The organism is Streptomyces decoyicus (genome assembly GCF_019880305.1).
Classification (GTDB): Bacteria; Actinomycetota; Actinomycetes; order Streptomycetales; family Streptomycetaceae; genus Streptomyces; species Streptomyces decoyicus.
Genome location: NZ_CP082301.1, coordinates 2812527 through 2826618, shown reverse-complemented (window position 1 = coordinate 2826618; position 14092 = coordinate 2812527). Strand labels below are relative to the sequence as shown.

Genomic DNA, 14092 nt, shown 5'->3' with positions numbered 1-14092 from the left:
CCGTGCGCGGTGGCCGGGGCGGGGCCGCCGGGTCCCGGGCACGATCCGCCGGGCCCCGGGCACGATCCGCCGGGACCGGGACCGGGCCGGCGGGAGCGGGCATGGCTTGCGGTGCGCGAACGTCTCCCGCTCTGGGTGCAGTTACGCTGCGGCACCGACCCGAAGACGCTCGTCGCCCTGCTCCTGGTGCTCGTGGTGGCTGTGGGATTCGCCGTGCAGCACTTCTGGACCGGTCGCCCCGAGCCGGTACGGGCCCCGGCGGCCGAACGGTCCGCAGTGGCAGGCGGCCCCGGGCCACGCTCACCGTCGCCGCCGTCCTCGTCCTCGTCCGCCGCTGCGATGGCGCATGGTCCGCCGGGCGGTGCGGGACGCCAGCTGGTCGTCGATGTCACGGGCAAGGTCCGGCACCCCGGAATTCACCGGATGCCCCCGGGGTCGAGGGTGATCGACGCACTACAGGCCGCGGGCGGGGTGCTGCGCGGAGCGAGCACCCGCGGGCTGAACAGGGCGCGCTTGCTGACCGACGGCGAACAGATCGTGGTGGGCGCGGCCGGTGCGGCCGGAGGCGGCGCCGGTCCCGTCGGCGCGGGGGGCGGCGGGCCGGGGAGCGGGCTGCCCAGTGCCGGAGGCGGTCAGGCAGGCCCGGCCGGGCCGGTCAGCCTCAGCACGGCGACTGAGCAGCAGCTCGACTCCCTGCCCGGAGTGGGGCCTGTCCTGGCCCGGCACATCGTCGAATTCCGAACCCAGCACGGCGGGTTCACCTCGGTGGACCAGCTCCGCCAGGTGACCGGCATCGGTGACCGCCGCTTCGCCGATCTACGTCCCCTGGTGCAGCCATGACCGGTGCCCGCGCCACCGTGCATGCCGCGGCGACGTCCCCGCGCGGCGCCTCGGACCCGCATCAGGAGGGCCCGGCCGATCTGCGGCTGGTCGCGCCCGCACTGGCGGCCTGGACGGGCGCGGTGATCAGCCTGGGTGCTCCCGGCGGGGGTGTGACGGTGGCCTGTTGCGGGGCCGTAGGGCTCGCAGTGTTCGCGTTGCGGGTGGCCGTCGTGCGACGCAGGGCGGAGCGTGCCCAGGAGGCGGAGGCGGAGGCGGAGGCGGAGGCGGAGGCGGAGGGGGCGGAGGCGGAGGGGGCGGAGGGGGAGGGGCCCGTCGTCGGGCCTCGGGCCGATACCGCCCTGCGACGGGCGGGGCCACCTCGTCCCCGCCCTCCCCGCCCTCCCCGCCGCTGGTCCGCAGGGGCGTTCGTGGCCCTGGCCGCGGTGCTGCTGTGTGCCGCGGCGGGGGCTGCGTCGGCGGCGCTGCATGCGTCGGATGTGCGGCGCGGGCCGCTGCCGGCCTTGGCGGAGGGCTACACGGGGGTCACGGCGGAGCTGGAGGTGACCGGCGATCCCCATCTGACCCGCCCCAAGGTGCGAGGCTCCCAACGGACGCCCCCGGTACTGGTGTTCACTGCCGAGGCCGTCCGCGTCACGGCGCCGGACGGCGCGGTCACGGCCGTACGCACGCCGACGCTGGTAGTCGTACGGCCACGCGGGGGAGGCGGCGAAGAGCGCGGCCCCGAAGCTCGCGGGAGCCTCGCGTCGGCATGGCGCGGGCTGCTGCCGTCGACGCGTATCCGGGTGGTGGCGCGCGCCGCACCGCCGCTGTCCCCGACCGACGAGGTTGCCGCCGTGCTGCGGGTCACCGCCGATGCGCCGCCGGTCAAGGCCGGTGCGCCGTCTGCCCTTCAGCGGCTGGCGGGCCATCTGCGTGCCGGGCTGCGGGAGGCCACCGACGGGCTGCGTCCCGATGCCCGTGCGCTGTTGCCGGGGCTCGTGGTGGGGGACACCTCGCGCGTGCCGCCGGATCTCGACGATGCCTTTCGTGCCACTGACCTGACGCATCTGCTGGCCGTCTCCGGCAGCAATCTGACGATTGTGCTCGCCCTGCTGATCGGGCCGCCGCACCTCGCGACGCGCGCCGAGCGCCGTGGGCTGGCACCGCGTCTGGGACTGTCGCTGCGCGGCACGGCCGTCATCGGCGGCGCGCTTGCCCTCGCCTTCGTGGTGGTGTGCCGTCCGGACCCCAGCGTGCTGCGGGCCGCCGCCTGCGGCCTGATCACACTGCTGGCGATCGGCACCGGCCGCCGCCGCTCGCTGCTCCCGGCCCTCGCCGCCGCGGTGCTGCTCCTGGTGCTGTACGACCCTTGGCTGGCCCGTAGCTATGGCTTTCTGCTGTCCGTGCTGGCCACCGGCGCACTGTTACTGCTCGCGCCGCGCTGGAGTGCCGCGCTCCAGCGCCGTCGGGTGCCGCCCCGGATCGCCGAGGTGATCGCCGCCGCGGCCGCTGCCCAGGCGGTCTGTGCACCGGTCATCGCCGTATTGGCGGCCCGGGTGGGCCTGGTCGCCGTGCCCTGCAATCTGCTGGCCGAACTGGCCGTCGCTCCCGCAACGGTGCTGGGCTTCGCGGCCCTCGCCACCGCCCCGGTCGCCCTGCCGGTCGCCCAGGCGCTGACGTGGTGCGCGGGCTGGCCTGCCGAGTGGATCGCCGGCGTCGCCCGTACAGGTGCGGCACTGCCGGGGGCGGAGTTCGACTGGCCGGGCGGCTGGACCGGTGGACTGGTGCTGGCGGCTGCCACCGTGGTCCTGGTGCTGGTCGCCCGCAGGGTGCTGCGCCGCCCCTGGCTGTGCGCGCTCTGTGCACTGGCGCTGATTCTGGCGGTGTGCCGCCCCGCTCCGATCACCCGTGTCCTCACCGGCTGGCCACCGCCGGGGTGGCGAGCCGTGGTCTGCGACGTGGGGCAGGGCGACGGCTTGGTGCTGGCGGCCGGGGACGGTACGGCGCTGGTGGTGGACACCGGGCCGGAGCCCCACGCCATCGACCGCTGCCTCGACGACCTGGGGATCCGCCGCGTCCCCCTCCTCGTCCTGACACACTTCCACGCCGACCATGTGGACGGGCTCCCTGGAGTGCTCCGCGGCCGCTCGGTCGGTGCGATCGAGACCACGACGCTGCAGGACCCGCCGGGGCAGGCGCAGTTCGTGCGCACCACGGCTGCCGCGGCCCGGGTTCCGGTCATCCGCGCCGAACCGGGGGAGCGGCGTCAGCTGGGCCCCCTCAGCTGGGAGGTCCTCTGGCCACCCGCCCCGCCCGAGCTCCCCGGCCCCGGCAGCGCCATCGCCCCCAACAGCCAACCGGCCGGCCTCGACGCCGTAGACGGCCCCAACGACGCCAGTGTCACCCTGCTGGTCCGTACGGGCGGGCTGACTCTCCTGCTGCTGGGTGACCTCGAACCACCCGCCCAGCGGGCACTGTTGGCGGCCCATCCCGAGCTGGGCGGCGTCGACGTCCTGAAGGTGGCACACCACGGCTCCGCCAGCCAGGACCCGCCGTTGCTGCATCGGCTTGCGCCGCGCCTGGCCCTGATCTCCTGCGGCATCGACAACCCGTACGGCCATCCGGCACCCCGCACCATCGCGGCGCTGCGTGCCCAGGGCGCCCGGGTGCTGCGGACGGACACCGACGGAGCCATCGCGATCCTGGGCACGACGGCCAGGCTGTCGGCGACGGTCAGCGGCCACCGAATCAAGGCCCGCCTGGCCGGCGCCCGGAGAACCCGGACTCGTCCGGACGGCGGTCGTCGAGCCGGCGGCGGTACAGGCGGCGGCGGTAAGTCCGGCGGCCGTCGACCCCAGGCGCGGACAGTCGGCAGCCGTCGCTCACGTACCCGTTGCCCGTGCCAAAAGCAGCGCCGCAGGGGGGAGGAGGCTGGCGGCGCGGTGCAGAGGACCCGATGGATCAAGCAGGTGACGCCGGAAGGGCGGATAGCGGAGGGGGCGGATTGCGGAAGGGCGCATCGCGTCAAGGTGCTGAACCAGGATCTGTAGACTCCAGATTATGAGGATGAGTGAAGGCGTCGAGTGGGGCCTGCACTGCTGTGTGACGCTGGCCTGGCTCGAAGGGGAAGGGCCCGTGTCCACCGCTCGGCTGGCGGCTTCGTTCGAGTTGCCTGCGGCATACCTGAACAAGCGGCTGCAGGCGCTGGTTCGGGCCGGGATCCTGAGCTCCACGCCAGGCGCGCGGGGCGGCTTCCAGTTGGCGCGGCCGCCGGAGCGGATCACCCTCATGGATGTCGTCGCCGCGATCGAGGGCACCGAAGACGCCTTTCGCTGTACCGAGATCCGTCAGCGGGGGGCCGGTGCCGAGGCCTCCGGCAGGGAGTCCGGCCGGCCCTGCGGAATCTCCACGGCGATGCGCAAGGCCGAGCTGGCCTGGCGGCGTGAGCTGGCCGCACAGACCATCGCCGACGTCATTGCCGCTACGCCCGCCTCGGCGGTCGAACGAACCCGCCGCTGGTTCGCTACGGAGAGGACGCACACCTGATGGACATCGCTGCCGCTGAGGCCTACCTCGCCCGGATCGGCGTCGCCCGCCCCGGGGCCCCCGATGCCGACGCGCTGCATGCGCTGCACCTCAGCCATCTGCGTAGCGTCCCCTTCGAGAACCTCTCCATCCACCTCGGCGAAGAGATCGTGCTCGCGGAGCAGCCACTGCTGGACAAGATCGTCGGCGCCCGGCGGGGCGGCTTCTGTTACGAGCTCAACGGTGCTTTCGCCATGCTCCTGGGCGCGCTCGGTTACGAGGTCGACCTGCTCTCCGCCCGCGTGTTCGGCCCCGACGGGACCGGGATCCCGTACGACCACCTTGTACTGCGCGTCCGGACGCCTAGCGGGCCATGGCTCGCGGACGTCGGCTTCGGCAGGCACAGCCACTTTCCGCTGCGCTGGGACAGCCGGGCCGACCAGCCCGATCCCGGCGGTGTGTTCCGGATCGAGGAGACAGGTGAGGGCGATCTCGATGTGCTGAGGGACGGTGAGCCGCAGTACCGCCTCGAGCAACGTCCGCGTGCCTACCCGGACTTCGAGGCCGGTTGCTGGTGGCACCGGACCTCGCCCAAGTCGCACTTCACCCGGTCCCTGGTGTGCTCCCGGCTGACGGAGACCGGCCGGATCACGCTCTCCGGCCGTACGCTCGTGACCACCGGGGCGGACGGTGCACGGGATGAGCGCCAGGTGGGCGAGGACGAGGTCCTCGCCGTCTACCGGGAGCAGTTCGGCATTGTTCTGGGACAGGAGCCCGTGGTCGGCGGGGTACGGACGTCCGGGAGCGGCGCTTAGGCCCGTGGCCCGTGGCCCGTGGCTTGCTGTGATGCGGCCCGCATTCCCGCGGCCCGCATTCCTGCGGCCCAGAGTCACTCGACCCGTCGCCATTCGGCTCGTCAGTATGCGCCCCCCACCAGGCGTCCCCCCGCCACGCGGCCCCCACCAGGCGTCCCCCACCAGGCGTCCCCCCCCCGCCACGCGGCCCCCTACCAGGCGTCCCCCCGCCACGCGGCTCACCACCACGCGGCCCGTCGCCACGCGGCCGTCGTTACTCGGCCTCGCGCCAGCCCTCGTACTCCGCCGCGAGGTCGTGCAGCCGTGCCGGGTCGTGGGCGGCGGCCGGGTCTTCGACCACGACCAGCCACTGCGCGTCCTCGGCGTCGTCCTCGCCGGCCAGGGCGTCCCGTACGAGCTGGGGCTCCTCGGCGACACCGAAGCGTTCGGTCAGCGCCTCGGCCACCTCCTCCGCTGCGTCGCGGTCGGGAAGGACCAGTACATGCCGTACGTGTGGTGGGTGTGGGGCAGCATCATTCACCCGGCCATTGTCCGACAGGGGGACGGTGCCCCTGCCCGGCAGGGGCCTGAAAGCGGCCCGGGACGGTTCGTCAAAGTGGTCCGGAACGGTTCGTCAAAGCGGTCCGGGACGGGTGGCCGAAGCGGTCGGGGAAAGGTCGTCAACCCGGCCCGGGGCGGGTTGTCAGTGGGGCGTGGGATGCTGGACGCGATGGCCAGGAAGACAGCTCAAGACGACCCGCTCGCCCCCGTCACGATCGCGGTGGGCCAGGAAGACCTGCTGCTGGATCGCGCCGTGCAGCAGGTGGTGGCGGCTGCCCGGGCGGCGGATGCGGACACCGATGTGCGCGACCTCACCCCCGACCAGCTCCAGCCCGGCACCTTGGCCGAGCTGACCAGCCCCTCGCTCTTCGCCGAGCGCAAGGTCGTTGTCGTGCGCGCCGCCCAGGATCTGTCCGCGGACACCATCAAGGACGTCAAGGCATACCTCGGCTCGCCCGCCGAGGAGATCACGCTGGTGCTGCTGCATGCCGGCGCTGCCAAGGGGAAGGGCCTGCTGGACGCTGCCCGCAAGGCCGGGGCGCGGGAAGTGGCCTGCCCCAAGATGACCAAGCCGGCCGACCGGCTGGCCTTTGTGCGGGGCGAGTTCCGGGCGGTCGGGCGTTCGGCGACGCCGGAGGCCTGCCAGTCGCTGGTCGATGCGATCGGCAGCGATCTGCGTGAGCTGGCCTCGGCCTGTTCGCAGCTGACCGCCGATGTCGAGGGCACGATCGATGAGGCCATCGTCGCGCGCTATTACACGGGGCGGGCCGAGGCATCGAGCTTCACCGTCGCGGACCGTGCGGTCGAGGGCCGTGCCGCCGAGGCGCTGGAGGCACTGCGCTGGGCGATCGCCACCGGAGTCGCCCCCGTCATGATCACCAGCGCGCTCGCCCAGGGCGTCCGCGCCATCGGCAAGCTGGCCTCCGCCCCGCGCGGCGCCCGCCCCGGCGACCTCGCCCGCGAACTCGGCATGCCGCCCTGGAAGATCGACCGCGTACGGCAGCAGATACGCGGCTGGTCGGCGGACGGCGTGGCCACGGCACTGCGCGCGGTGGCGGCGGCCGACGCCGGGGTGAAGGGCGGCGGGGACGATCCGGAGTACGCCCTGGAGAAGGCCGTCGTGGCGATCGCCCGGGCGGCCCGGTCGCGGTGAAGTAGCAGCCGCGGGCTCGTCGGGAGGCAGTGAGCTGGGCTGGCCGGCAGCGGGCGGGCCGGCCGTCAGATCTGCCCTCGCCGCATCCTGGCCGTGCGGCGCTTCGTCCTCACTGCCCCTGGCCGTGCGGCGCTTCGTCCTCACCGCCCTGGCCGTGCGGCGCTTCGTCCTCACCGCGCCCTGTTGTACGGCGCTTCGTCCTCACCGCCCCCGGCCGTATGGCGCTCCGTCCTCATCGCAGGGCCGCAACGCGATCAACCGTCAGGCGGTGCGCTGCTCCTGGGGCCCGCTGCTCCTGCGGTGCGCTGTCCCTGCCGTCTGCTGCCCCGCGGCCCGCTGGCCTGCGGTCCACTGCCCTGAGGCCCGTTCCATTGCCCCCTGAGGCCGTTCCCTTGCCCCTTGCGGTTTCGGCCTCACCGAGACCGCGAGTTCTGGAGTCGCTTGAGCGTCTCCGTCGCGCTGGTCTTCAGCATCGTGGCCACTTCGGTGGCCGTCGGCTGCTTGCCGCTGTCGCTACCGCTGCTGCTGCTCGACGCATAGCTCGACCACGTCGACTGGTACGTCATCCAGCCGTCCCGGACGCCGAGGATCACATATGAGCTGTTGCTCGTGCCGCCCTCGTCCTTCCGGGTCACCAGGTAGGCCTCGTCGCCGAGTCCCGCCACGGCCTCGACCCGGTAGCCGACCGAGGCGTCCTGCTTCTCGTACGAGCGGTAGCCGTCGGCGAACTCCGGCGCCGGGTCGGACCCCCGGTGCAGCGTGGCGGTGTTGTAGAGCCAGGTCGAGGAGTAGGCGGAGCTGCCTGCGTTCTCCTGCTCGAACGAGACGTTGCACGTCATCGTGTCCAGGGTTTCGAGCTGGGTGCCGCTGTGCTGCGGGTTGGCGTCCTTCGAGGCCGTTCCGGTGTTCGCCTTGGTCTTGAAGTGGGCGTCCTGGAAGGGGGTCAGCGAGGTGTCCGCACACAGATCACCGGTGTAGGCGTAGCCCGCGAGATCGGGCGTGGGCTCGGAGGAGAAGCCCTCGGTGGCGAACAGCACGGACCCCCAGATCGCGGACGCGGCGACCGCCCCGCCGATCGCCCAGAGCCAGCCGGACATTCCACGGCCCGCGCCACCGGGGGACGCTCCGGGTGCGCCGACGGGTGCCCCTACGGGCGGAGCGGGTACGCCGGGTGTCGGATAGCCGTATCCGGCGCCCGGCCCCTGTGGCATGGCCTGTTGTGCGTACGGATTCTGCTGTGCGGGCACCGGATTCTGGGCTGCGGGCACCTGGCCGTACGGATTGGGCTGCGGCGGGCCGTACGGATTGTTCTGATCCCCCGAAATAGACATGGCGGCAGCGTAGCGGAACCCGCCGAAAGCGAACCCGGATCTGCGGCCCGGAATTTCCCCCACGGCCTGGCTTCCCAAGCCGCGCCCGCACCGCCCCACCCGTACGCAAACCGAGTCCGTCACGCCCCATTACGAGCCCCCGATATCACGTGCCCCAAAACAACGGCCCGACAGCCGGGTCCCTGCAACTAACAACGGCCCGACAGCCGGGTCCCTGCAACTAACAACGGCCCGACAGCGGGGTCCCTACAACAGAGCTCCGCAACAAGACCCCGCCAACCTCCCTGCCAACAATCCCCACCAACATCTCTCCACCAACATCCAACCGCCAGATGCCCCCACAGGGCTCACAACAAAGGCCCCATGCAAAAGCCCTCGCAACACCCCGCGACAAAAGCCCCACGCAACAATGCCGCCCCCGGCGAAGAACCCAACAAAAGCCCCGGCGGTAAAAGGCCGTAACGCCGAAAAACCAAACAAAAGACCCCGCCTTGCCCCTGGGGAAGGGGCGAGGCGGGGTCTTCGTATCAAGCTGTTGCGGCTTGGTCGGCGGTGTACGCCGAGTGAGCCGGTTGCGCCGCACCCGCGTGGCGAACGCAGGCCGTGTGCGGCGCGGTGGTGCATCGGTCAAGGAGCGGAGAGAGGGGCCGCTGAGTCCCTGCCGACAGGAGTGCTACAGGTGTTGCGATGGACGAAGATCAGGCCTGAACCGGCCGACGATCTTCTCCGGAAGGAAGGTCAGCCCTTGAGGGACGCGACCTTCTTCGCCAGCGCCGACTTCTTGTTGGCGGCGGCGTTCTTGTGGATGACACCCTTGCTGACGGCCTTGTCGAGCGTCTTGGCAGCGGCGGCCTGGGCGGTGGTGGCCTTCTGAAGGTCACCGGCCTCCACGGCCTCGCGGGTGCGACGGATCGCGGTCTTGAGAGTGGACTTGACAGCCTTGTTGCGCTGACGAGCCTTCTCGTTGGTCTTGATCCGCTTCATCTGGGACTTGATGTTCGCCACGAAAGAGCCTTTTCAGGTTCGTTGGAGTTTCGAGTGGCGCCTCGTACGTGAGAGGGCACGAAGCGCAGTGGACCAGGCTACCAGCAGGGTCTACGGCCCCCCAAACCGGACCGGACCCACCGCCCGGCAGCCCGCCCCGGGCCCGAGCCATGCCCCCACGGTCGTACGACCTCCCCACCGCCCGGCAGCCCGCCCCGGCCCCGGGCGCCCCACCCACGGCCGCCGACATGCCCACCGACCCCCCGACCCGTCCCCGCCGAGTCCCCGCGCTCCCCACGCCAGCCCCGCCACACTCCCCGAGCCGTCCGCCCGCCGGAACCGCCCACGCGCCCCCGCCCCGAAACACCCCGCCCGCACCCCGCCCGCACCCCGTCCGAAGCCCCCGGACCCCACCTCGCCCCGCCCAAACCGGACCGAGCCCCTCGCTCATGGGACGATGGGGGAGACGTCACATACCCGAGTCCCGCCTACCCGCGTTCACTGAATGGACCCTGCGTGCCCGCGACCCCTACGAACGTGCCGGAGCCGAGCCGTACCGATCCGGCCCTCCTCCGTAACTTCTGCATCATCGCGCACATCGACCACGGCAAGTCGACGCTCGCCGACCGGATGCTCCAGCTCACCGGTGTCGTCGACTCGCGGCAGATGCGCGCGCAGTACCTCGACCGCATGGACATCGAGCGCGAGCGCGGCATCACGATCAAGTCCCAGGCGGTCCGTCTGCCCTGGGACCCCACCGAGGGTGAAGAGGGGAGTGGCACGACCCACATCCTCAACATGATCGACACCCCGGGCCACGTCGACTTCACCTACGAGGTCTCCCGCTCGCTCGCCGCGTGCGAGGGCTGCATCCTCCTCGTCGACGCCGCTCAGGGGATCGAGGCCCAGACCCTCGCCAACCTCTACCTGGCGATGGAGCACGAGCTCACGATCATCCCCGTCCTCAACAAGATCGATCTGCCGGCCGCCCAGCCCGAGAAGTTCGCCGCAGAGCTGGCCAATCTGGTCGGCTGCGAGCCGGAGGACGTCCTGCGGGTCTCCGCCAAGACCGGTGTCGGCGTGCCCGAGCTGCTGGACAAGGTCGTCCGCGAGGTGCCGGCCCCGGTCGGCGTCAAGGACGCCCCCGCCCGCGCGATGATCTTCGACTCGGTCTACGACGCCTACCGCGGTGTCGTGACCTACGTGAAGGTCGTCGACGGCACGCTCCGCAAGCGCGAGCGCATCAGGATGATGTCGACCGGCGCCGCGCACGAGCTCCTGGAGATCGGCACGAACTCTCCGGAGATGAAGGCGTCCGACGGCCTGTCCGTCGGTGAGGTGGGCTACCTGATCACCGGTGTGAAGGATGTCCGGCAGTCCAAGGTGGGTGACACGATCACCCAGCTCAACAAGGGTGCCGAGGAGGCGCTCGGCGGCTACAAGGACCCCAAGCCGATGGTGTTCTCGGGCCTGTATCCCCTGGACGGCTCGGACTACCCGGAGCTCCGCGACGCGCTGGACAAGCTTCAGCTCAACGACGCCGCGCTGGTCTACGAACCGGAGACCTCCGCGGCCCTGGGCTTCGGCTTCCGCGTCGGCTTCCTGGGCCTGTTGCACCTGGAGGTCATCCGCGAGCGCCTGGAGCGCGAGTTCGGCCTCGAACTGATCGCGACCGCGCCGAACGTGGTCTACCGCGTCGACATGGAGGACGGGACCGAGCACGAGGTCACCAACCCGAGCGAGTTCCCGACGGGCAAGATCGACAAGGTGCACGAGCCGGTCGTACGGGCCACGATCCTGGCGCCCAGCGAGTTCATCGGCGCGATCATGGAGCTGTGCCAGAACCGCCGCGGCAACCTCCTCGGCATGGACTACCTCTCCGAGGACCGCGTCGAGATCCGCTACACCCTCCCGCTCGCCGAGGTCGTCTTCGACTTCTTCGACCAGCTCAAGTCCAAGACCCGTGGCTACGCCTCGCTGGACTACGAGCCCACCGGTGAGCAGGCCGCCGACCTGGTGAAGGTCGACATCCTGCTGCACGGCGACAAGGTCGACGCGTTCTCCGCGATCTGCCACAAGGACAAGGCGTACGCCTACGGTGTCCGGCTGGTCGCCAAGCTGCGGGAGCTGATTCCGCGGCAGAGCTTCGAGGTGCCGATCCAGGCCGCCATCGGCGCCCGGGTCATCGCCCGTGAGACGGTCCGCGCCATCCGCAAGGACGTCCTCGCCAAGTGCTACGGCGGTGACATCTCCCGTAAGCGGAAGCTGCTGGAGAAGCAGAAGGAAGGCAAGAAGCGGATGAAGATGGTCGGCAGCGTGGAGGTCCCGCAGGAGGCCTTCATCGCGGTGCTGTCCTCGGACTCCGACGGCGACGCGAAGTCGAAGAAGTAGCGCGCCGCCCGCGTCAGCCGCACGTACGGCCCACGAGATGACGAAGCCGCGAGATGACGAAGCCGTGAGGCGGCGACGTCGTGAGGCGACGAAGTGGAGTGGTGGTCGCCGGATGGAGCGGTTGTAAAGCAGTGAAACAGGGCGCCGGTCCCCGTGGAGGGGGCCGGCGCCCTGTCGGCTTTTCCCTGTTCGCCGGCGCGAATGCGGGGCGCGGCGCCCGGGTGGTGGCGGGTGGTGTGATCCGCCCCACCTGGAAACGGCCCGGTGCGGGTGACGGGCGAGGCGCACTATCGGGCGTTGCGGGTGCTACGTACACCTATCGCACTGGTCACATCGTGAACCAGTGGGTCGTAGCCCCTTACGCGTCGGCGCCGCGCGCTCTAGTCTGATCACTGCTCAAAGGTTACTCGCGAGTCACCAGCAACGAAGCGGGCCCCGGAGGACGCCGTGACGGACACCCACACGCTGATCGAAAACCGGCCGCCTTCGGTGGCACACCTCTTCCTGGAGCGGGTCGCGGCCACGCCCGATATCGAGGCCTATCGCTATCCGGTCCCTGCGTCCAAGGCCTCGGCCTCGCACGGGCAGCAAGGCGCCCCCGCCGGCCAAGGGGCGGACGACTGGAAGGTGCTCAGCTGGGCCCAGGCCGCGGAACGGGTCTACGCCGTGGCCGCCGGGCTCATCGCGCTCGGCATACTGCCCGAGGAGCGGGTGGCGCTGGCCGCCAACACCCGCGTCGAGTGGATCCTCGCCGACCTCGGTGTGCTCTGCTCCGGCGCCGCCACCACCACGGTCTACCCCAGCACCAACACCGAGGAGACCGCCTACATCCTGGCCGACTCCGGCAGCCGGGTACTGATCGCGGAGGACGCCGGACAGCTCGCCAAGGCGCGTGAGCGGCGCGCGGAGCTGCCCGAGCTGGCGCATGTCGTCGTCATCGACGAGGCGGGCGCGGAGCCCGTCGAGGGCGACCCGGAGGGCTGGGTGCTCACCCTGGCCGAGCTGGAGAAGCGCGGCACCGCCTATCTGGAGGACCACCCGGAGTGCGTCAAGGAGCGGGTCGCCGCGCTGCGCGCCGACCAGCTGGCGACGCTCATCTACACCTCCGGGACCACCGGCCGCCCCAAGGGCGTCCGGCTGCCGCACGACTGCTGGTCGTACATGGCCCGCGCGATCCAGGCGACCGGGCTGGTCCATGAGGACGATGTGCAGTACCTCTGGCTGCCGCTGGCGCACGTCTTCGGCAAGGTGCTCACCGCCGGGCAGATCGCTACCGGCCAGGTGATCGCCGTCGACGGCCGGGTCGACAAGATCATCGAGAATCTGCCGGTCGTCCGGCCCACGTACATGGCGGCCGTACCGCGGATCTTCGAGAAGGTCTACAACGGGGTCGTGGCCAAGGCCCGCGCGGGCGGCGGCGCCAAGTACAAGATCTTCCAGTGGGCCGCCGAGGTGGCCCGCGAGTACGCCAAGGTCTCGCAGGACAACTTCCGCCGCACCGGCAACGCCTCCGTGCCGTTCGCGCTGGGTGCCAAGCACAAGATCGCCGATGCGCTCGTCTACAGCAAGCTGCGGGAGGCCTTCGGCGGCCGGCTGCGCGCCGCGGTCTCCGGCTCGGCCGCGCTCTCGCCGGAGATCGGCTACTTCTTCTCCGGCGCCGGCATCCACATCCTGGAGGGCTACGGCCTGACGGAGTCCAGCGCCGCCAGCTTCGTCAACCCCGGCGAGGCCTACCGCACCGGAACGGTCGGCAAGCCGCTGCCCGGCACCGAGGTGCGGATCGCCGAGGACGGCGAGATCCTGCTGCGCGGCCCCGGCATCATGCAGGGCTACCACGGCCTGCCGGACAAGACCGCCGAGGTCCTGGAGGAGGACGGCTGGTTCCACACCGGTGACATCGGTGAGCTCTCCCCGGACGGCTATCTGCGGATCACCGACCGCAAGAAGGACCTGATCAAGACCTCGGGCGGGAAGTACATCGCGCCGGCGGAGGTCGAGGGCCAGTTCAAGGCGGTCTGCCCGTTCGTCTCCAATGTGCTGGTGCACGGCGCCAACCGGAACTTCTGCACCGCGCTGATCGCCCTCGACGAGCCCACGATCCTGGCCTGGGGCAAGGAGCACGGTCTGGCCGGCAAGGAGTACGCCGATCTCGTCGCCACCGACCAGGTCCGTGAGCTGATCGACGGCTATGTCGAGCGGGTCAACGAGGGGCTTCAGCGCTGGCAGCAGATCCGCAAGTTCCGGCTGCTGCCGCGTGACCTGGACATCGAGCACGGCGAGGTGACCCCCAGCCTCAAGATCAAGCGGCCGGTGGTGGAGCGGGCGTTCAAGGACCTGCTCGACGAGATGTATGCGGGGTCGCGCGAGGCGTAGTCGCGGGGGCGCGGCGAGGCAGGGGCGGGCCGGGTCGGCGCGCCCCGTGGCGCCGCGCCCGTACGGGTGAAGTCGGCGGCCGGCGGGAACCACGGCCGCCGCTGAAGTTGTCCGTACAGGTTCCCCGGGCGCCCCTGCGTACGCGCCGGCCAACTCCC

The 14092-nt window shown here is 71.4% G+C and carries 10 protein-coding genes; 7 read left to right on the top strand and 3 right to left on the bottom strand.

The genetic code is table 11. The features are described 5' to 3' along the window. Positions 1-111 precede the first annotated feature (111 nt). From K7C20_RS12465 to K7C20_RS12450, 4 genes are read left to right on the top strand one after another with little or no spacing between them, the layout of a single operon-like run. A complete protein-coding gene (locus K7C20_RS12465) occupies positions 112-840 on the top strand; it encodes a ComEA family DNA-binding protein (RefSeq protein WP_053208765.1) in 729 nt (242 codons plus the stop codon). Then, positions 837-3872 (top strand): ComEC/Rec2 family competence protein, encoded by a 3036-nt coding sequence (locus tag K7C20_RS12460; protein ID WP_246655296.1) that lies wholly within the window; start codon positions 837-839, stop codon positions 3870-3872. The genes K7C20_RS12465 and K7C20_RS12460 overlap by 4 nt, the downstream gene beginning before the upstream one ends. Before the next feature lie 10 nt (positions 3873-3882). Further along, a complete protein-coding gene (locus K7C20_RS12455; RefSeq protein WP_053208858.1) occupies positions 3883-4368 on the top strand; it encodes an RrF2 family transcriptional regulator in 486 nt (161 codons plus the stop codon). Continuing rightward, positions 4368-5162, top strand: a complete 795-nt coding sequence (locus K7C20_RS12450) for an arylamine N-acetyltransferase family protein (RefSeq protein WP_053208857.1) — start codon at positions 4368-4370, stop codon at positions 5160-5162. Before K7C20_RS12455 ends, K7C20_RS12450 begins: the two co-directional genes overlap by 1 nt. Positions 5163-5415: 253 nt before the next feature. Here the strand turns inward: K7C20_RS12450 and K7C20_RS12445 are convergent, their stop codons facing one another. Then, positions 5416-5700, bottom strand: a complete 285-nt coding sequence (locus tag K7C20_RS12445) for a hypothetical protein (protein WP_374210904.1) — start codon at positions 5698-5700, stop codon at positions 5416-5418. 171 nt (positions 5701-5871) lie between these two features. Here K7C20_RS12445 and holA point away from each other — a divergent pair, with 171 nt between their 5' ends. Next, positions 5872-6855, top strand: a complete 984-nt coding sequence (gene holA, locus K7C20_RS12440) for a DNA polymerase III subunit delta (protein WP_053208859.1) — start codon at positions 5872-5874, stop codon at positions 6853-6855. A 413-nt stretch (positions 6856-7268) separates the two neighbouring features. Here holA and K7C20_RS12435 read toward each other — a convergent pair whose 3' ends face one another. Both K7C20_RS12435 and rpsT read right to left on the bottom strand, forming a co-directional pair. Beyond that, positions 7269-8186 (bottom strand): hypothetical protein, encoded by a 918-nt coding sequence (locus tag K7C20_RS12435; protein ID WP_245171011.1) that lies wholly within the window; start codon positions 8184-8186, stop codon positions 7269-7271. A gap of 738 nt (positions 8187-8924) precedes the next feature. Then, the gene (rpsT, locus tag K7C20_RS12430; RefSeq protein ID WP_018088219.1) at positions 8925-9191 is read right to left on the bottom strand and encodes a 30S ribosomal protein S20; all 267 of its coding nucleotides are present in this window, start codon (positions 9189-9191) and stop codon (positions 8925-8927) included. A gap of 495 nt (positions 9192-9686) precedes the next feature. Here rpsT and lepA point away from each other — a divergent pair, with 495 nt between their 5' ends. Continuing rightward, positions 9687-11561 carry a translation elongation factor 4 gene (gene lepA / locus K7C20_RS12425; RefSeq protein WP_030085102.1) on the top strand — a complete coding sequence of 625 codons (1875 nt, stop codon included), beginning with the start codon at positions 9687-9689 and terminating at the stop codon, positions 11559-11561. A gap of 447 nt (positions 11562-12008) precedes the next feature. After that, a complete protein-coding gene (locus tag K7C20_RS12420) occupies positions 12009-13934 on the top strand; it encodes an AMP-dependent synthetase/ligase (protein ID WP_030085104.1) in 1926 nt (641 codons plus the stop codon). Positions 13935-14092: the final 158 nt, after the last annotated feature.